This is a genomic window from Parabacteroides sp. 20_3, from assembly GCF_964238835.1.
In the GTDB taxonomy this organism is placed as follows: domain Bacteria; phylum Bacteroidota; class Bacteroidia; order Bacteroidales; family Tannerellaceae; genus Parabacteroides; species Parabacteroides distasonis.
On sequence record NZ_CAXSNO010000005.1, the window covers coordinates 357,080 to 377,190 of the forward strand.

The window sequence follows — 20,111 nt, forward strand, 5'->3', positions numbered from 1 at the left end:
GTACCTTAGCCCGGAAAAACCGATTCTCCGGGACTTCCGATTACAAATTGTCAATCCTAACAGATTGTCATATCCTTCGATCGTCTTTCTCGAAATCTCTCAAAGATGATTATCAATTCAATAAAAAAACGTATTTTTGTCACATACAATCTATAAACAACCCAAGATATGGAAGTGACAGTCAAGAAAGTAGAAATTACCTTACCGGAGGTAGACATGGCCTTGCTCAAAGAACTGGCCAAGAAATTCGGTTGGAATATCGGCAGGAAGAAGTCCGGTATAGAGAAGGGACTGGAGGATATCAAGGCAGGAAGGGTTTATAAGGCCAAAGATATGGAAGATCTAAAAAAGCATTTGCTAAATCAATAAACCATGTACGACGTACAGACTACCAAGCAATTTGATAAGAGTTTCAAGAAATGCTTGAAAAGGAATTGCAATCCAGAACTCCTATGGGAAGTTATCGGCATTCTTCAAGAAACCGGTTCCCTCCCAATGCAATATCACCCCCATAAACTAAGCGGTAAATTTGAGGGCTTATGAGAATGCCATATTAAAAGCGACTGGCTCTTAATATGGCAACAAAACGATACCGAACTGGTCTTGATCATGACCGATACCGGTACACACGCTGATTTATTTTAAGACTTGGGATGATCCACTCGGCCTGCGAATAAAATGGCACCCGTACTATTCTCCTTTAAGACATAGCCGAAGGGATGATCAAAACGAAGTTCCTTTAAAGTGGTAGCGGGAGGAAGCGCACTTGTATCCATATCTACTATCGTAACAGCGGCGGCTTCCGTGCCGGACTCATCGACCTTAATAAAGGTATTTTGTTTTATCAAGCCTATAAATAAAGGCTGTTCGGTTGATATATTCGTGAAGTCTGCCTCCGACTTAAAGGCATCCTTGACTCCCAATGTCCTCATCACATCTGTTAAATCCATACTTGATTCCATCGTAAAGCGAGGCAAATAGAGGTCGAACGAATAAGAACTCAGGTTACTCATCCACTGGTTCCAACGATCCGCATCCAAGTCCGCAATCAACTCATCTAGCGAGGTTTTCTTCTTATCGGACGGCATAAAAAGAACCAGACTAAACGCTCCGTTTCCATAAGGTAATTCCACGACAGATACCTGCCCATCACCATAATAATAATTTGTCGCTTGTTGTTTCATGGTAGGAACTTTGATCTCTGATCCGTCCTTTAGATAGAACGGCTTGTCCTTTGTATCTCCCTTATCGAACTCCATTTTCCACACTCCCTTGAAATAAATGGCGTTGATCAGGCATGCCAATGTATTGGGACTGATTGTCTCCAGCATCTTAGGGATCAAATCATTCGTTTTATTGGCGCACCAATGGTTGATCTTGTCCACCGTCTCCATATTGAACGGCTCGTTATAAACCTCGGCATTATAATATGTCTGATTGGTCTTTACAAATGGTTCCAGCATTTGGAAATCATCCTTGATCCACATACTATTCGCGTTCATGAAAATAGTACGACCATCCAACTTGGGAAGCTCCGTCTGCATCATTTGGGCATAAGCGTTTATCTCCTCGTTGGTTAAGCCCTCATAACCTAAGGCTTCTTGTAGCTCTGTATACGTATTACCATTCGCCCCATTCAATACCATACCCAAACAAAAGGAGGCGCTTAAAGGAGAGATACAAAAATTCGACTCCTCCTTGCCAGCCATTTCCTTATAAAAATTAAAAGCGAACTTCTGCCCTCTAGCGTTTACCTCTATCGATTTAGTATCCAAAGGTATATCATATCGCTCAGTATCGGTTCCGAAAGGTTCTCCGAAAGAATCATTGTCGCACCCCGTCAACGCAAACAAAGGTATGCAGAGACAGAGCGACAGGAATTGGTAATTGTTGGTCTTCATAACTTGATATTTTTAATGTCCTTATATCTAATTGATGAATAGGTCTCCGTAAAAGTTGCATCCCGCCTATATATTTCACGACTGTGCCCCAACGAATGGAAATGTAGGGATATAATAAAAGCCGTATCACTGCGGATCAGTTATACGGCTAAACTGGAGTAAGCTATGACGGGAGATGATGATCAGCGATTATGCTTGATCAAGTTCATGAACTCCTCGCGCGTCTTGGCTTGTTGGAAAAAGCCGGTGAAATCAGAGGTAGTCGTCAAGGAATTTTGTTTCTCCACGCCACGCATCTGCATACACATATGCTGCGCCTCGATCACGACCATCACGCCCAACGGATCCAAGGTCCTCTGGATGCAATCCTTGATCTGCATCGTCATACGCTCCTGTATCTGGAGGCGGCGGGCGAAGATATCCACTACCCTAGGGATCTTGCTTAAGCCCGTAATATATTTCTTGGGGATATAAGCCACGTGGGCCTTGCCGAAGAAAGGCAACATATGATGCTCACAAAGGGAGAAGAAATCGATATCTTTCACGATAACCATCTGTTTGTAATCCTCTTCCTGAAACATGGCGGAACGGAGCACCGCCTCCGGGTCCTCATGATATCCCTTGGTTAAAAACTGCATGGCTTTCGCCACACGTTCCGGCGTTTTAAGCAGACCCTCACGCTCCACGTCCTCACCCAGCAAACCCAATACTTCCTTATAATGGCCGGCCAAAGCTTCCCGGGCACGTAGCGTCTCTTCGTTTACTTCTGACATTCTCTTTAATTTAGGGGAATTTTTATCTCTTCTCGTACGATATACATTTCCTTTCCGTATTTCGGGAAAGCACCCATCAACAGGCGCATCATATGATAGGCCTCCTCATGCGAGCGGAAATCTCCCACACGCAACTTCCAGAACGGGGCGTTGTAAGTGACATACGTCGGGATCTCTGGAAAAAGCTCCTTGATTTCCTTCTCCTTACGAAAAGCCTCGTCTTTCGAGACCCGTTGGTTATTACCGGAAAATACCTGCGTACGATACCCTTGTACCTTCAAGAAGGTAAGGCTATCGGTCGTCTCCACGTTCGCTCCACGCATACGCTCACCCACCATCTCGCGGATAGCGGCGGATTGATTGATAACGACCTCGCCTTTTCCCAAACCGGATCTCTGCAACGCATCGAATATGGTCGAACGCTCACCTTCCAACGCCGTCTGAGCGAATAAAGATGAAGTACCGGCCATCATAAAGGCAAATAGCAATAAGATACAAGGAATTCTTTTCATAGATAGAATATTAAAAAGAGTATCTTTCCCCATTCATTGAGGGGAAAGATACCTTCTTATTATGAATTAATTAAAAAGCCTCGATAATCGGCATGAATTTGTCAACGGCCAAAGAAGCGCCACCGATCAAACCACCGTCTACGTTCGGTTTAGCGAACAATTCCTTAGCGTTACCGGCGTTACAGCTACCACCGTAAAGGATCGTGCAGTTATCAGCTACCTCATTGCCATATTTAGCGGCCAAAGTAGCGCGGATGTGAGCATGGATCTCCTCAGCTTGCTCAGCGGAAGCAGTCTTACCTGTACCGATAGCCCATACCGGCTCGTAAGCCAAGACGATCTTGCCGAAATCCTCAGCGGAAAGATCGAACAAAGAACCAGCGATCTGAGCGTCTACTACCTCGAAGTGCTTGCCAGCTTCTCTCTCCTCCAAAACCTCACCGATACAGAAGATCGGAGTCAAACCGTTAGCCAAAGCCAACTCAACCTTCGTCTTCAAGATTTCCGGAGTCTCATGATAATAAGCACGTCTCTCAGAGTGGCCTAAGATCACATATTTCGCGCCAGTAGAAGCTACCATAGCGGCAGAAACCTCACCTGTATAAGCACCTTTTTCCTTGTCAGCGCAGTTCTCAGCTGCAACACCGATCTTGTTTGTATCGATAGCGGCAGCAACGCTTGCCAAGTGAGTGAACGGAGTACCGATGATCACATCGCAATTCGGAGTCTTACCCTTCAAAGCCTCGTCCAAACCTTTAGCCAAAGCAAGACCTTCAGCAAGAGTAGTGTTCATTTTCCAGTTTCCTGCAACAATATTCTTTCTCATAACTTAATAATTTAAATATGTAATACAAATAAATCTCTATTCAGATTCTTTTCCTTTCCGGCGACGGCGATTGCGCAAGGCATCGTATCCCCAAACCAGCAACAAAGGTACGGTAAAACTTAATAGGTTGGTTATTAGCCGGGCATCTTCTTTCGCTTTCCAGTCGGTATTTCCTTCCAGATAGCCGTTTACGATCGTTTTCAGGTCTTCTTCCTGTGGGATATCGTTGTAATGCCACTTCATCAAGATCGTACCTTTCTTCAGCAAGACCAATCCCGGATTGGAGCGGATGATCGTTTTCAAAAGGACATCATCGGCCATAAGAAACGGATACTCGGCACCGGTATTATCGCTCCATGTAGCGATAGCATCAGCGGAAGAACCCGTCACGCAATAGAAGCCCAAGCCGTTCTCCAAGGCGTAATCGTATACGTTATTAATCTCGTCGATACGCTCATCATCCGCATTCTCCAGACGGGGAGCGATCAAAAGGAAAAGACCTTTCGGGTCGTTCAGCAACTCATCAGTCACGTCTGCGTCATTCTCATTATAGATATGAAATGTGGTAACGGGGGGAACGTATCCTTGTTTGATCAGCTTGGTCTTTGAATCCACGAAAGTCCACGTGCTATCATCGGCCGGGGCGTTCTCCAAAGAAAATTCTTTCTGTACGCCATCCTTCTCGTAAATAAAAGAATACGCATATTCATCCTCGGGCGCACCTTCCGGTATCGACATCAAGGCAGGGATATTCGCACCCAACTTATAGGGACGGAAATCCAAGATCGGCAAATGATTATAATTCCGGTAAGCGAAACCGATAGCGAAGACATATGCCCACAAGGCCACGAACCAGTAGACATGGTAGGTATAGCCTTGTAAAAGCCGCTGATTATGGATGAACACGTAAATAGCGGCGGCCAAAAGTACGACATTCTTATAGAAGGTCTGCCAATTACTGATCACCAAGGCATCCCCGAAGCAACCGCAATCCGATACGGGATTGAAGATCGCCAGATACAGCGTCAGCGGCGTCATGAAAGACATCATCAGCAAGGTCAAGAAGGTCGTATACCGCCGGTACACCCCCAATAGCATACAGACCCCCAGCATGAACTCCAGAGCGGACAAATTAAAGGAGATCAATACCGTAAAGGGTTGCAGCTTATCCAGCCCAAAGGAAGTCAGATAGTCGCCAATCTTAATGGCGCCTCCCATGGGATCGACAGCCTTCACCGTCCCGGAGAAAATAAAGACTACTCCCAGTAACAGGCGGCAGACCTCCGCGATCACTTTCTTTACGGTTTCCTTATATTCCATGTAGCTCACTCCTCGCCAAACTCCAGCTTAATCAAGCCGAAGAGGGCATAATTGATCATATCCATGTAGTTAGCGTCCACTCCCTCGGAGACGAGTGTCTTGCCTCCATGACTCTCGATTTGCTTGGTCCGATAAATCTTCATCAAAATAAGATCCGTGTACGAGCTGATACGCATACTGCGCCACGCCTCATCATAGTCGTGATTCTTGGCGTACATCAGTTCCTTCGTCTCAGTGATGTATTTATCGTATAATTCCAAGGCTTTATCTATCGTGATATCGGTCGTATCCGCGAATCCCAACGCCAACTGGATCAAACCGATCACGCCATAATTAACGATGGCGATAAACTCCGGACGGATTCCCTCGTCCACCATGCTCGTCCCCTTAATCTCCAAGCTACGGATACGGTTCGCCTTGATAAATATTTGGTCAGTAACCGACTGGGGACGCATAATCCTCCACGACGGCCCGTAATCCTTCAACTTCTTCCCGAACAACTCCCGGCACAGGGAGATCACTTGCTCGAATTGTTCCTTTGTATTTGGCATACTATCCTAGATTATACCCGCGAATATAGGAAAAAAGACGTAGATGTTCTCGAAAATTCAAGACAACAAAAGCTAATAAGATAAATGAAAAGAGGTTACAACGAAAAGGAGCCACTTTATAAGCGGCTCCTTTTCGTTTTCTTACATCTTATATATCGTTATGAACAGCGTAATGAGCGTCCTAAGCGCAACACGGTAGTCTTTGTGATACCGTTCAATTCGCAAAGTTTACTAACGGAAGTACCGTATCTTTTAGCGATAGCGCCAAGCGTATCACCGGATTTAATACGATGATAAACCGGAGTAGCCTCCACATCATTCATTGTATTCGTATTTTCTCCTAAAGAAGCGGTAGCGGAAGAACTTGCCTGTACCGTGATTTTCTTAGAAGATCCGGAAGCGGTCGATTTCTTTTGAGTTTGAGCTTTTGGAGTCGCTTTAGCCGCGGTTTCCACACCGGCACTACAACGAATGGACTGGCCGATACGCAGCATGGAAGTACCTTTCAATCCATTTAAGCGGCAAAGCTCATTCACTGTTGTACCATACATACGAGCGATCTTGCCTAATGTGTCACCGGATTTCACACGGTGATAAACCATTTGCTCATTTGAGGATGTATAAATATTACTCTTGCGTCCATTGATCTTTACATTGTGGAATACATATTGATCTTGGTAAGGCACACAACTCTCGAAATCAATAATATCGGCAGGATTAAGAGCCTGACCTAAGAAACGAGTCTCGAAATGCAAGTGAGAACCGGTAGAACGTCCTGTATTCCCCCCCAAGGCGATCGGGTCTCCCGCATGAACGATATCATTTACACCAACCAAAAATTTAGATAAATGGCCATATACAGTCTCCAAACCATTCGGATGACGAACCACTAAATAATAGCCATACCCTCTGCGCTCGAAATTCTTAATACGTACCTTACCATCGAAAGCCGCACGGATTGTATCACCGATCTGTACCTTTAAATCAACCCCTTTATGCATCCGACGCCGGCGAGGGCCATACTTAGAGGTAACCCGGATCATCGTATCGATCGGCAAAACAAACGCCGAACAATCAATCACGCAAGAATCCGGCATATCTACCTTTTTACCCCGGAAAGGATTCACCCATTCATTTGTCCATTCGCCATATAATTCATCGGCAGGGAACATCAAGTTCTCTCTCGCCTCCAACTCCGCTTTCTCATTAATCTCCGCAAGCTCCTTCAAAGCCATATCTTTCTTAAAGCCAACACGGTCGGCCATTAACTCAGATACACGCTTGTCCATAAGTTTGTGGGTTGGATGATTGGGAGTCTCCGGAGTTTCCGGTTTCACCGGATTCTCCGCATTTGCAGTCGATACCATCACAGCGGCACAACAAATGAATAGAAATGTCTTTATACTCATTTTTTGATAACTTTCATTCTTATAATTCAGGATAAAACGGCAATACCCGGCATCTCTGCCTGATTGTCAACTTGTCAAAGTTCGGAAATTTGAATAAGCCGACAAAATTGATTAACGAAAAATTTCTGCAATGACTTTGAATAAAAGCAAAACAAGCGAATAAACAAGTTAAATATCAAAGGCTTACAGAACAATATGTTTCACAACATATTAGCTAATCATTCCCCAATTTATCTTCCTTGTGAACAGAGTTTTAAGCCTTTCGCTCAATATCCGGTGCTGTTCGGACAATAATTCGGGGTCTTCGTCAAGAACTCCTTGAGCGATATCCCGCGCATATTGAAGTATTTGTCCATCGGCCGCCAAGTCCGCTATTTTAAGGTCTATCCCCTCGCCACTTTGCCGGGTACCTTCCAAATCTCCATGTCCCCGGAGACGGAGATCCGCCTCAGCGATCTCAAAACCATTCGTACTGTTCACCATAATCTCCAGTCGCTTACGAGTGTCATTACTTAGTTTATAGGAAGAGACCAAGATACAATAAGATTGTTCAGCACCACGTCCTACCCGGCCACGAAGCTGATGAAGTTGAGAGAGGCCGAAACGTTCAGCACTCTCGATCACCATGACGGATGCGTTCGGCACGTTCACGCCAACCTCTATAACCGTAGTAGCCATCAAGATTTGCGCCTCGCCGGAGATAAACTTCTGCATCTCGGTATCCTTATCCGCCGCTTTCATACGGCCATGTACCATACATACCTTATATTCTGGAAAGACCTCCTTGAACGTCTCAAAACCGGCCTCTAAGTCTTTATAATCCAGTTTCTCATTTCCTTCAATCAAGGGATATACCACATAAACCTGACGCCCCTTTTGTATCTCTTTCCGAAGGAACTCATAAAGTTGTGCCTTTTTATTATCATAGCGATGAAGCGTCTGTATCGGTTTACGTCCCGGAGGTAACTCATCAATCACCGATACATCCAGATCCCCATACAAAGTCATCGCCAAAGTACGGGGAATCGGGGTAGCCGTCATCACCAACACATGCGGCACGATCGCATTCTTCGTCCAAAGGCGTGAGCGTTGCTCCACACCAAAACGGTGCTGCTCATCGATAATCGCTAATCCCAACGAAGAGAAAACCACTGTCTCCTCAATCAACGCATGCGTCCCGATCACGATCTGGATCTCACCGCTGGCAATAGCCGGTAATATCTTATCCCGCTCTTTCTTCTTGGTAGATCCGGTCAAAAGAGCGACCTTAACGTCCATATCTTTCAGGAATCCCATGATCGTCGCATAATGCTGGGTTGCCAATATCTCGGTAGGAGCCATCATACAAGCTTGGCAATGATTATCTATCGCCAATAGCATAGACAATAAGCCTACCAAAGTCTTGCCACTCCCCACATCACCTTGCAGCAGGCGATTCATCTGCCGCCCGCTACCCATATCGATCCGGATCTCACGGACTACCCGTTTCTGGGCGTTCGTCAACTCAAAAGGAAGATACTCTTTATAGAACGTATTGAAATAATGGCCGACCGTAGGGAAAACGATCCCTTTTAGCTTCAGTTTCCGAACGCTAGCGGTACGTAATATATTTAATTGTATGAAGAAAAGCTCGTCAAACTTCAAACGTAACTGGGCGTCACGCAACTTAGCGGCAGATTCCGGGAAATGGATATTCCGCATCGCCTCTGTCATAGACATCATATGGATCCGTTTCAATACGTCGGGGGAAAGCGTCTCCGGAAGTTCCCAGTTCAGCCAGCTTAACAACGTATATTGCAGGTTCTGGATCGCCCGGGAATTCAAGAAAGATTTCTTCATTTTCTCCGAGGTATTATAGAAAGGAGTCAAGCCATTCGCCACTTGATCAGCTTGCTCCATTGAGTCGATATCCGGATGCGGTATGTTATAGGTATGCCCGAACTCCGTAGGCTTTCCGAAAACTATATACTCGGTATTGGGACGATACTTATCTGTCACATAATTCAAGCCCTTGAACCAGACCAAATCGATCGTGCCCGTACCATCCGAGAACTTGCCAACCAGCCGTTTACTCCGCCCCTCGCCTAGCGTATCGAAATAGAGAATCTGGCCTTTCAACTGGATATAAGGCATATTCCCACTGATCTCGGCAACTTTATAAAACCGGCTGCGATCTATATATTTATAAGGAAAATAAAAGAGCAAGTCCTCATACGACGATATCCCCGCTTCCTTTTGCAGGATATCCGCCTTCTTGGGTCCTACTCCCGGCAAGTACGTAATCGATCGCTTATCAAGGTCCAGCATAACATCTATGAGTTTTTAGGGTTTACCGGGCAAACATCGCTTCCGCTATTAACAAATCAAAGGGCGTGGTAATCTTGATATTCTCACGATCACCGGGAACCGTATCAATCGCATGCCCCATCGCCTCCACCACGGAAGCGTCGTCCGTAAATAAAGACGAATAAGGTTGCTCATAGGCTTTTGTCAATAATTCCAAATGGAAGACTTGCGGGGTTTGTACAGCCATATAGCGGGAACGGTCCACCGGATGGCTCCCTTTTTCATCTGTCTCACGCAGGGAATCAATCATCGGAACAACCGGGATAACGGCTCCCGTGACAGCCGCTTTATCAAAGCAGGCCTCAACAACCTCCGGAGAGACGAAAGGACGAACGCCATCGTGCACAGCGACCAAACTCAGACCGCTATCCTCCTCCCCCTTCCGACGCCTCTCCGCCAAAAGCCAATCCAACCCATTCTTAACCGAGAAGAAGCGAGTATCTCCCCCTTTCACGATCGCATGCGGGACCTTGCAGCCGATTTCCTTGCAAAGCATATTCCAATACGGCTGATGATCCTCCGGAAGCACAAGGATTATACGTGCGGAAGCATCCCAACGATGAAAAGCCTCTAACGTATGCATCAAAAGAGGTTTCCCCCGCATAGGAATAAACTGCTTCGGCAGATCTCCACCCATACGAAGCCCTTTACCCCCGGCAACGATCAAGACGTACTTATTCATCAATCCAATTCCTCCAAAACTTTTTTAACTTCCTCATCCACTTTATACAGCTTCTCCTTGCAAAGCTTGATCAGACGAGTAGCTTCTTTTACCTTCTCGGACAGGATATCGACATCCAAGTCTCCATTCTCGATCTCAGCCACGATCTTACGAAGTTTCTCGATCGCCTCGTTATATGTTTCTTCTTTCTTCGCCATATTAATTATGTATTTATCGGACGGTTATAAAACCACCCTCTATGGTTTGATAATACTTTTTATTTCACCATCGATGAAGCGAGTCGTCAGTTCTTCGCCGGCTCGCAAATCAGAGGCATGTTTGATAATCTTGCCATCTTTCAAGGCTAAGCTATATCCCCTCTTCAATATATAATCAGGAGAAGCCATCTTGATAAACTGCTCCGTAAGCTGGATAAAACGCCCACTCTCGGAAAGTTTAGAGGTAATACCGTTCCGCAAGCGAAGTTCCGTATTCTCAAGCACCGACTGGCGGCGTGATAACAAACCCGATGCCATCGCAGGTAAACGGCTCGCTATCGTTTGCAGTCCCGAACGATTCCGCTCGATCCGGCTTGTCACGATAGAAGGGAAACGGGTCGCTACCAATTGTAAATAGTTTTTCTGTCGGGATAGAATATCCATAGCCAATAAACTCACGTCTTGACGCAAACTCTCCAACTCCTCACCAACGCTATCCATTCGGGAAATAAGGAACTCGGCGACAGCGGTCGGTGTCTTCATCCGGGTATGCGCTACCAAATCTACAACCGTATCATCCCGTTCGTGCCCGATACCCGTGATAATCGGTAAAGGGAATTGAGCGCAATTCGCCGCCAACAGATAAGAATCGAAGCTATTCAAGTCCGAGGTAGCCCCACCTCCGCGGATAATCACGACCACATCAAAAAGATCTTGATGTTGATAAATCCGGTCTAAAGCCGCTATTACAGAAGCCTCCGTCCGTTCTCCCTGCATCAAGGCGGGGAATAATTTGGTATAGAACGGATACCCCCCTTTATTCCGTGTCAACTGATTCATAAAATCCTCGTAGCCGGCAGCCGTCGGAGAAGTAATGATAGCGATTCTCCTAGGAAGTAGCGGAAAAGGCAATTCCTTATTCAGTGTAAAGACCCCTTCCTCCTGCAATTGGCGGATAATCTCCATACGCTTACGCACCATATCACCTAACGTATAAGCCGGATCTATATCAAGCACCGTAAGACTCAATCCATACAACTCGTGGAACTCAACAGACACCTTCACCAACACTTTCAAGCCGGAAGCGAACATCTGACCGGTCTCCATCTCGAAATAAGGTTTCAACATACGAAACGTCTTCGCCCAGATAGACCCTCGTACCTTGGCCACCAATTGCCCGGTCTGCACATTCTTCTCCACAAACTCCAGATAACAATGTCCGGAAGAAGTATTCACCCGCACATCGCTCATCTCCGCACGCACCCAGCAAGTCTCCGGGAAAGCCCTCGACAACGCACCCCGTATGCGGGTATTCAGCTCTAACAAAGATAGAGCCTCTTTCTCACCCGATAAGTTATTTAGATTCGGCCGCATATTTACGCTCTTGTTTATAAGCTTTGTACACATCCGGGATGCCATATCCCAACTCAGCGTCCGGTTGCTCAAACTTACTGCCGAAACGCTGCAAAAGAGAGATTATATCCTTATTCGTCAGACTGGGAAACGCTTGCCATAGACAAACACCCAACCCCGCTAAGATCGGCGTAGCGAAAGAGGTACCGTTCGCGTAACGGATATTCCCCGTAGGATCTATCACGCAACAGCCCGTACCCAAGGCAACCACATCCGGCTTCACCCGGTAATCCGCCGTAAAGCCAACAGAACTGAAATTACTTTTCTTCTTACGATCCGTGATAGCGCCCACTGTCAATATATCCGGGGCATCCGCTGGAAAGGTTATCTTTCCCCAGCTACCGCCCCCCTCGTTGCCGGCGCTACTAAACAACAAGATCCCTTTTGATGAAGCCATCTTAGCGGCACGACTGATCAAGGAAGTCCTCCCGTCCAATTGATCTTGATGATAGTTCAGGGCCTCTACATCAAAAGAGAAATACCCCAACGAAGAAGAGACCACATCCACTCCCACGCTATCGGCAAATTCCATAGCTGCCGTCCAATAATCCTCCTCGATGGGAAACTCCGAACGGCTATCCTCGCTCTTTATCAGCCAATATTCGGCTTGGGGAGCCGTACCGACCATCAAGCCCGGCGCATCAGCGGCCAAGCAAGATAAGACCTTCGTCCCATGATCATCCCCGATGAAAACGCTTCGGCCGGGGAAAACCACGTTATGCGTTCCTAATAACCGCAAGGAATCAAATACGCTGATCCGATCCACGTTCATGAAACCGGCATCGACCACGGCCACACGCATACCCTTACCCTTAAAGCCCGCCTCATGCAATTTGATACCGTTCAGCATCTTGATCTGCTCCTCGGCATAACCGTAAGGCGATTTCTCCGGTTTATCTATTGGCATAAACCGTGTCGTATCTTTCTCTTCCCTAGGAATATCGATTTCCTCGTCACCTTTCCAGACCCATTTCACGGAATCCACGATCGGGAGGCGCAAGAGACGCTCAGCGACCAAGCTATCCGGACTGGACACCACGACCGTAGAGAACCATTTACTCTCCAGCACCGGTTTTCCTCCATTGGCGGACAAGGTATCCAGATAAGCTTGAGCGATCGGCAAATCCGATTCCGATACCGATATACCTTGCCGGTTCCGTCGCTCGACAGACTCCTTGGAAAGATATTCCTCCGGGTTATCCAGCGTATAACCGGAATCCCCTTTATCTTTCAAATACACCCGAAAACGAAAACTTTCCCCCGCATGTACTCCCAAAGAAAACAAACTGAATACGAAAACGAATATTCCTATATATTTACTCATAGAACCTCACACAATTACGAATTACAAAGATAGATGATACCGCCGAATAAACAAAAAAGCCCGGCACTGGAATAGGCCGGGCTCATGTATAATTCTTCGTCTTATTCATTGATATTACAGATAGGGATCTCACGTTTAACACTTTGGCGTAAAGAAATCAAGGTCTCTGTAGCCGTAACACCCGGTATCTCTTGAATCTTGGAGTTCAAAAGTTCCATCAAGTGCTCGTTATCACGGGCATACAGCTTGATCAGCATCGTATACGGACCCGTAGTGAAATGGCATTCTACCACTTCGGGTATTTTCTCGAATTCCGGGACAACATCCTTGTACATAGATCCACGCTCCAATTTCACGCCGATATAGGTACATGTATTATACCCCAATATTTTAGGATTGATGTGATACCCTGAGCCAACGATCACATTCATATCAATCATGCGTTGAACCCGTTGATGAATAGCTGCACGAGATACACCGCACTCCTCGGCAACATCTTTAAAAGGAATCCTAGCATTCTTTGAAATAATGTTCAATATCTGCCGGTCCAGTTTGTCTATCTTCTCCATTTTAAATTCGCTTTATTATATGCATTCAGATTTAATGTATCAAAAGTATATAATAAATTTGAATCATATATCATTCTGAAAGAAAAAAGTAATCAATAAATAATAAAAGCGGGCAAAAAATGCTTTTTAGCATAATTTGCCCGCCTATTATCTTACAAACGTTCCGTTTCTATTTCTTCGCTACTTATTCTTTTACGATGTCAAGCAACTCAACCTCGAACTTCAATACGCTGTTCGGTTTGATATCTTGTCCTGCGCCACGTTCGCCATAAGCCAACTCAGCCGGGATCCAGAAGATATATTTAGAACCGACCGGCATGATCTGCAAGCCCTCAGTCCAGCCCTTGATTACTTGGCCAACACCGAACTCAGCCGGCTCACCACGATCCACGGAGCTATCAAACTTAGTACCGTCCAATAGAGTTCCGGTATAATGAACTTTTACCTTATCGGTAGCGGTCGGCTTCGCGCCTGTACCTTCTTTCTCTACCTTATATTGCAAGCCGCTCTCAGTCGTGATAACGCCTTCTTTTGTCTTATTCTCCGCCAAGAACTTATCGCCCTCTTCTTTTGTCTTCTTAGCCTCGCGAGCCTGAGCCTCTACGAAGTAAGTCTGCAAATATTGTTGAGCCTGTTGCGGATTCATCTTCATCGCGGAAGAATCCCCTTTGATAGCTTGGATAAAACCAGCGATCAAATCATCTACGTTAGCCTCGCCACCCGGCAAAGTCTTTAAGTTTTCCTTATAACCGGCACCTGTGCTGATACCAATAGCGTAGCTTGCGCTATCGATAGAAGTCTTCAAGCTCGCGCTTTTGTGAGAATCACCGCAAGAGGTGAAAGATGCGCTCATTGCTACAATCACTGTAGCGACTAATACACTTAACTTTTTCATTTTTCTTTAACTCTTATATATTATTTTTCGATATCTAATAACTCAACGTCGAAGATCAACGTACTATTCGGCTCAATAGCCTCACCTGCCCCACGCTCGCCATAAGCAAGGTTAGACGGGATAAACAATCTCCATTTAGAACCGACCGGCATCAACTGCAAGGCCTCTACCCATCCCGGGATTACCTGTGAAACACCGAATACGGCAGGCTCGCCTCTCTGTACGGAGCTATCAAACACCTGACCGTTGATCAACGTTCCGTGATAGTGGCATTTCACTTTATCGTTCGCCGTAGGTTTAGCGCCCGTACCATTCTTCAGTACCTCATATTGCAAACCGCTAGGCAACTCTACCACACCCGCCTTATGCTTATTGATAGTAAGGAACTCCTCACCGGCTTTCTTATTGATCTCCAGTTTCTCTTGTTGAAGCTTCATGAAGTAATCATTGATCACCTGTTTTGCCTCATCATAACTAAGAGCAGGTTTTGCCTCTGTTAAGACGTCATTCAATCCCTGTACAAAATCTTCCACTTGAAGATCCTTGATGCCTGAGTTCTGGAAATTATTTCCGATACTTAAGCCAAGCGCATAACTTACTTTATCCATTCTTTTTTCTTGTTCAACTAATTATAAGCCACAAAAGTAATGCTTTTAATCGTATAACAGCATTTTGTAAGAACTTTTTATTTCATTCAAAGCTTTTTACGAAATAAAGTCGTAACTTCGTAATATTATATATACATCTATACATTAAACAAGTAACAGATGAAAAAGTTAGTCATACTTACCGGAGCGGGAATGAGCGCGGAAAGCGGCATCTCCACTTTCCGTGACTCGGACGGGTTATGGGAGAAATACCGGGTGGAAGATGTCGCCACGCCGGAAGGCTTCGCCGCCAACCCTAAATTGGTTCTCGACTTCTACAACCAGCGCAGAAGAGAGTTATTGAATACGAAACCTAACGCTGGTCACCTCGGCCTTGCCGCCTTGGAGAAAGATTTCGACGTACGGATCATTACCCAGAATATCGATAACTTACATGAACGCGCGGGTAGCAGCCACGTGATCCATCTGCATGGAGAGTTGATGAAGGCATGCTCCGTAAGGGATCTGGACACGACCTACGATCTATCACCGGAGAATCCGGATATTCATCTGGGTGACAAGGACCCTCACGGAAATCAGCTACGTCCTTTCGTCGTATGGTTTGGAGAAGCGGTACCCATGATAGAGCCTTCCATCAAGCTGGTGGAAGATTGTGATATCTTCGTGATTATCGGCACCTCCTTAAACGTCTATCCTGCCGCCGGTTTGCTGAACTACGTGCGTCGGGGCCAGCCGATCTATTTGATCGACCCGAAAGATGTACGTACTTATCGCGACGATATCGAGCATATACAGGCCGGGGCCTCGGAAGGGGTCAAGAGGCTGACGGAGTTACTTACGCGGAATTAAACAATTCATACACTCATTAGGTCTGACGAAGGCAAGTATAAACACGAAGTCCTTGGCATGCGAACACATTGCCAAGGACTTGTTTTTTTATCCGCTTCCATCCTCACGGAAGTACTTACGGATGAACTTTAATTTATTACTTTAGTATTAATATTAATCCAATTCCCGCCTGTTCATCCGTCACGGATTACTTGGATCGATACCCGCACGGGAATTGTATGATTATCTTATTTCGTTTATTTCTTATTTCACGATTGCCTTTACAGCTTCCTCGCCGTCAACAGCTACCGCTACGATACCGGCAGGTACAGCGATTGTAGCGTTATCGGAGGTAAGAACAGTCTCAGCGACAACCTTACCTAAGATATTCGTGATAACGATAGACTTACCGGCTGCGCCTTGAACGGTTACAGTACCGTTGCCGGCTACGATAGATACGCCTTCAGCGTTAGCGCCTTCGATAGATGTTACCATATCCTCAGCGTCAGTCTTCCGGTATGCGTTGAAGATCAAGGCACCGTCAGAACCAGTCTTAGCAGCATTGAATTCAGAGTCGCCACGAGTCAATACCAAGCAACCGTTTTGCATCTTCAACCATGCGGCATATTGAGGAGCGATGGAACCGGCTACAGCTTTATCAAAACCTTTAGTAGCCTTACCTGTTGAAGTCAAACCATTCTCGTTATAGATGTTAGACTCGAACAAGAACTCATTTGCTTCACCTTCTTCTGTCACAACACCAGCCTTATCAGGATTTACGTAACGGAATGACCAAGTAACGTTCTTATGGTTGTCACCCTGCAAGTTTACGATGAAGTTCTCCAAACCGGCCTTCTTGTAATTAGCGATAATCGTCTCAACATCCAATTCAGCCGGAGTCATCTTCTCAAAACCGTTTGTCAATACATACAAACTGTCACCATAATGGATCGCTTTCACGAAACCTACGCGAGTGTAACCACCATCGATATCCATATACGGGGTCTTATATTCCTTACCCTTGATAAGAGCGGAGTCGGCGAAGCTTACCATATACTTACCATAGTTGAAACCCGGATGCGCTTTAGTTGCGTGTGAGCAATTAGCGGCATTAACAGGATTACCAGCATTATCGAAGTGATTATGCTCATACGTACAAGGAATACCCGGAGTACCTTCTTGATCGTCACGTGCCACGGAAACCAAATACTGAGGTTTGATAGTACCGGCACCACGATTTACCCATGCGGTATCAACGATGAACGCTAACTTGCCATCAGCTTTCTCCTTATTCCAGATACCTACATAATCAACAGTCTTGTCCGTTAAATTCTTGTTCCACTCATCCATCAAGTATTCCTTACGGATCTTCTCTACGAAGAACAAGCTATCAGCGGTTTCGCTCTCATTCAACACAGCGTTGTTGAAACGACGGTATAATGGAGAATCATCTGTCACAACGGCGAATGCGGAAGTACGGATCTCACGCTTTGTTCCAGTATCAAACTTATCATCCGTAGAACCCTGAGTCAAATCCAAGGTATTGTCATCTACAGAAGCCTTCAAACCGTTTTGAGCGGCACTAGAAGCATAATAAGATTTATCTTTTTGAGGAGTAGTATTATTATCTAACACAATCTCCATCAATTCAATAATATCATTATTCTTAGAGTTTGCTTTATAGACAAAAGCTTTCTTAATAACACTGTTGTCTTTTACCAAATAGTTACCATCAGCATCGAACAATAGAGTCTCCTGACCTTTATCTAAAGTAGGAACAGAAACCTTTTTGCCATCAACCACTACTTTGTCTGTAGACTTGAATCCGTTATAAGCAGGTGAATAGATCTTATCCCCTTCTGCAATCTTATATTTACGTACCACAGCCTCAACCAAAGCGTAATAATGCTTACCATCAATACAGTTGTTCTCTTTCAAGAAGAAGTTAGTCGGGGTAGAACCTAGAACATACTTCTTAGCTTTGCTGTCGTATGTTAAGTAGCTTTCGCCATTCTTGATCTGGTAAACATTTCTTACCAAGCTATCGCCAACACCATAGTTATCATCCTTAGCAACTACCACCAAACGGAAGTTTGTCTTATCACCATTCTCGTTTACACGAACGATAGAATCCTTACCGGCAGGAGTATACAGATATTTGTCTAATGCCAGACCATGCAAGTAATTGAATACATAAGTCTGAACCATAGCAGAATCCTCGGGCACATAGCGATAACCGATCTTCAAATCCTTAGCGTCCTTGATAGCGACGAAGCTTACGGTATCAGCGACAGATTCATTCTCATCATTCGTTGTATAGAAGAATACGTCCTTGCTGTCCTTAACGGCATACAGCTGGACATTCTCCGGAATTCCAACAGTTTTATATACACCTTTTTCTGCCATATCATTGAACTCACGGTTCTGAATGCTGATAGAAGAAGTAGAAGATATACCATTCTTCGTTACAACCCACTGAGCTGCTGGCATATGATTGAAGTCTTGACGTTCAGCTTGTTTAGCCCAACCAAAGTATCCTGCTAAGTTTGCCAACGCATAAGTACCCTTCAGCTCGTCTCTATCAGAGCCACCGGCCTTAAACTGAATCATATAAACGCCATCAGCCAAAGTAGTCGGAACCAATCCTGTGAAGTTCGTTCCCAAAGTGATCTTCGTACGTTGATCTTCCGGAGACGTTTTTTCACCTTTCTGAGTCTCTTTAGTGTTTACTGTCAACAACTTGTTTCCACCCAAGTTAGCCAAGTAGATGTATTGATTTTCCGCTGTACTTAATTTTGTTTTTCCGTTTGAAGAAGAAAAGCCTTCTTTTACAGACCACCAAGAGTTATCATTATCCTCTTTGATATCTTTAGCATATTCAGTTGCTTTACCAGAATTGGCAGTAAGCTTATAAACAACTTTTTTAACTTGAGCATACAGCTCATTCTTCTGCGCGTTATAAGTGAATTTAAATTGATAAGAACCTTCCGCACGTTTATCGGCACCAAGTTTATCGTAACCAAACTTCAGCATTGTAGGAGCCTCAGTAGCTTCATAATAAGCCGTATCAACTACCACAAAAGCATCCTCCCCATCAATTTTTTTGTCCTTAACTTGCAATTGCACATAGTCTGAAACTGTTGGTGTGGCGGCTAGAGTAGCCTCTTCCTCAACGTCAACTGCCTTCAACGCTGTAGCAGTCAAATGGTTTGTATTTCCCTTTGAAACCTCCGGGTTCATACTTAAGCCAAAATAACCTTCAGCAGAAACAGATTGCAACAACTTATTCAAATCCTCGGCATGCAACTGCATCGATGTTGGGATCTGATCCTTGTTGAAAGAGATAGAGACTTTGTCTTCTCCAACCACCTCAGCTTTCACTAAGATTATTTCCTTATCAGAACCCTCACCACGAGTTGCCAGATAAACAAACTTCTTACCATCTACATAAGAGACTAAAGTTTCGTCTTTAACAACCCATTCCGTAGCGCTACCGCCCAAGGTGGCCACTTTAGCCTCACTCTTCTTATCTGAAGCGACAGCCATGGAAGGATCCACAGCGAACGACAAACCCGTAGCCTTGTTCACGAAAGAGAACACATCTACACCCAGATTGTTCTTCTTTGCGGAAACTGTCCACATGGCTTGATTTAAGTCTGCCAATTCAAAGGTAGAAGCAGTACCTGAAACTGTAACAAACTTACCAAAATCAGCCTTATCATTACCAGCAGCCAAGAAATCGCTACCGCTCATAAACAAGACTGTTTGATCTTTTGCCAAATCTTTGCCCTCTACTGTCGCAGGAGTAGTAGAAGTTACTACATCCTCTGCAGGAGCAACAGCCCCAACATATGCCGCTACCGAACCTACCGAGAAAGCAGATACAAGCATGGCACTAGCCAGAAACGTTGTAAACTTTTTGTTCATAAATCGAAAATTTAATATTAATAATAGTGT

At 45.2% G+C, this 20,111-nt stretch carries 18 protein-coding genes and 1 pseudogene; 3 read left to right on the forward strand and 16 right to left on the reverse strand.

Annotated features, from left to right (window positions below; all coding sequences use genetic code 11):
• Nucleotides 1–168 precede the first annotated feature (168 nt).
• A complete protein-coding gene (locus tag ACESPU_RS12760) occupies nt 169–369 on the forward strand; it encodes a hypothetical protein (protein WP_034532133.1) in 201 nt (66 codons plus the stop codon).
• 3 nt (nt 370–372) lie between these two features.
• A pseudogene (locus ACESPU_RS12765) lies at nt 373–645 on the forward strand (type II toxin-antitoxin system YafQ family toxin).
• Here ACESPU_RS12765 and ACESPU_RS12770 read toward each other — a convergent pair.
• The 15 genes from ACESPU_RS12770 to ACESPU_RS12840 all read right to left on the reverse strand — a co-directional run bounded on the left by ACESPU_RS12770 (nt 642) and on the right by ACESPU_RS12840 (nt 15,326).
• The gene (locus ACESPU_RS12770; RefSeq protein ID WP_227713820.1) at nt 642–1,901 is read right to left on the reverse strand and encodes a serpin family protein; all 1,260 of its coding nucleotides are present in this window, start codon (nt 1,899–1,901) and stop codon (nt 642–644) included. The pseudogene ACESPU_RS12765 and the gene ACESPU_RS12770 overlap by 4 nt on opposite strands.
• Before the next feature lie 182 nt (nt 1,902–2,083).
• The gene (gene folE, locus ACESPU_RS12775; RefSeq protein ID WP_005860986.1) at nt 2,084–2,674 is read right to left on the reverse strand and encodes a GTP cyclohydrolase I FolE; all 591 of its coding nucleotides are present in this window, start codon (nt 2,672–2,674) and stop codon (nt 2,084–2,086) included.
• A 5-nt stretch (nt 2,675–2,679) separates the two neighbouring features.
• Nucleotides 2,680–3,186, reverse strand: a complete 507-nt coding sequence (locus ACESPU_RS12780) for a hypothetical protein (protein ID WP_005860984.1) — start codon at nt 3,184–3,186, stop codon at nt 2,680–2,682.
• 70 nt (nt 3,187–3,256) lie between these two features.
• Nucleotides 3,257–4,012 carry a triose-phosphate isomerase gene (gene tpiA, locus ACESPU_RS12785; RefSeq protein WP_008773970.1) on the reverse strand — a complete coding sequence of 252 codons (756 nt, stop codon included), beginning with the start codon at nt 4,010–4,012 and terminating at the stop codon, nt 3,257–3,259.
• 36 nt (nt 4,013–4,048) lie between these two features.
• A complete protein-coding gene (locus ACESPU_RS12790) occupies nt 4,049–5,332 on the reverse strand; it encodes a BT_3928 family protein (RefSeq protein WP_036611642.1) in 1,284 nt (427 codons plus the stop codon).
• 5 nt (nt 5,333–5,337) lie between these two features.
• The gene (locus ACESPU_RS12795) at nt 5,338–5,883 is read right to left on the reverse strand and encodes a DUF1599 domain-containing protein (RefSeq protein WP_005866571.1); all 546 of its coding nucleotides are present in this window, start codon (nt 5,881–5,883) and stop codon (nt 5,338–5,340) included.
• 158 nt (nt 5,884–6,041) lie between these two features.
• Nucleotides 6,042–7,292 carry a M23 family metallopeptidase gene (locus ACESPU_RS12800; RefSeq protein WP_034532138.1) on the reverse strand — a complete coding sequence of 417 codons (1,251 nt, stop codon included), beginning with the start codon at nt 7,290–7,292 and terminating at the stop codon, nt 6,042–6,044.
• A gap of 210 nt (nt 7,293–7,502) precedes the next feature.
• Nucleotides 7,503–9,599, reverse strand: coding sequence for an ATP-dependent DNA helicase RecG (recG, locus tag ACESPU_RS12805; protein ID WP_008773973.1), 2,097 nt, complete (start codon nt 9,597–9,599; stop codon nt 7,503–7,505).
• Between the two features lie 22 nt (nt 9,600–9,621).
• Nucleotides 9,622–10,320 carry a 2-C-methyl-D-erythritol 4-phosphate cytidylyltransferase gene (locus ACESPU_RS12810; protein WP_005866564.1) on the reverse strand — a complete coding sequence of 233 codons (699 nt, stop codon included), beginning with the start codon at nt 10,318–10,320 and terminating at the stop codon, nt 9,622–9,624.
• The gene (gene xseB, locus ACESPU_RS12815; RefSeq protein WP_005860969.1) at nt 10,320–10,517 is read right to left on the reverse strand and encodes an exodeoxyribonuclease VII small subunit; all 198 of its coding nucleotides are present in this window, start codon (nt 10,515–10,517) and stop codon (nt 10,320–10,322) included. The genes ACESPU_RS12810 and xseB overlap by 1 nt, the downstream gene beginning before the upstream one ends.
• 39 nt (nt 10,518–10,556) lie before the next feature.
• The gene (xseA, locus tag ACESPU_RS12820) at nt 10,557–11,891 is read right to left on the reverse strand and encodes an exodeoxyribonuclease VII large subunit (RefSeq protein WP_005866561.1); all 1,335 of its coding nucleotides are present in this window, start codon (nt 11,889–11,891) and stop codon (nt 10,557–10,559) included.
• Nucleotides 11,872–13,254 (reverse strand): S8 family serine peptidase, encoded by a 1,383-nt coding sequence (locus ACESPU_RS12825; protein ID WP_087346496.1) that lies wholly within the window; start codon nt 13,252–13,254, stop codon nt 11,872–11,874. Before ACESPU_RS12825 ends, xseA begins: the two co-directional genes overlap by 20 nt.
• A 101-nt stretch (nt 13,255–13,355) precedes the next feature.
• Nucleotides 13,356–13,823: an Lrp/AsnC family transcriptional regulator gene (locus ACESPU_RS12830; RefSeq protein ID WP_005860962.1), complete on the reverse strand. Its 468-nt coding sequence runs from the start codon at nt 13,821–13,823 to the stop codon at nt 13,356–13,358.
• Nucleotides 13,824–14,007: 184 nt separating this feature from the next.
• Entirely contained in the window at nt 14,008–14,718 is a 711-nt protein-coding gene (locus ACESPU_RS12835) for an FKBP-type peptidyl-prolyl cis-trans isomerase (RefSeq protein ID WP_195472519.1), read from the reverse strand.
• A gap of 20 nt (nt 14,719–14,738) precedes the next feature.
• A complete protein-coding gene (locus ACESPU_RS12840; protein WP_005860958.1) occupies nt 14,739–15,326 on the reverse strand; it encodes an FKBP-type peptidyl-prolyl cis-trans isomerase in 588 nt (195 codons plus the stop codon).
• A 159-nt stretch (nt 15,327–15,485) separates the two neighbouring features.
• Between ACESPU_RS12840 and ACESPU_RS12845 the strand changes: the two genes are divergently transcribed.
• Nucleotides 15,486–16,175, forward strand: a complete 690-nt coding sequence (locus ACESPU_RS12845) for an NAD-dependent deacylase (RefSeq protein ID WP_044547087.1) — start codon at nt 15,486–15,488, stop codon at nt 16,173–16,175.
• A 243-nt stretch (nt 16,176–16,418) separates the two neighbouring features.
• Here ACESPU_RS12845 and ACESPU_RS12850 read toward each other — a convergent pair whose 3' ends face one another.
• A complete protein-coding gene (locus tag ACESPU_RS12850; RefSeq protein WP_373133405.1) occupies nt 16,419–20,081 on the reverse strand; it encodes a DUF6383 domain-containing protein in 3,663 nt (1,220 codons plus the stop codon).
• Nucleotides 20,082–20,111 lie beyond the last annotated feature (30 nt).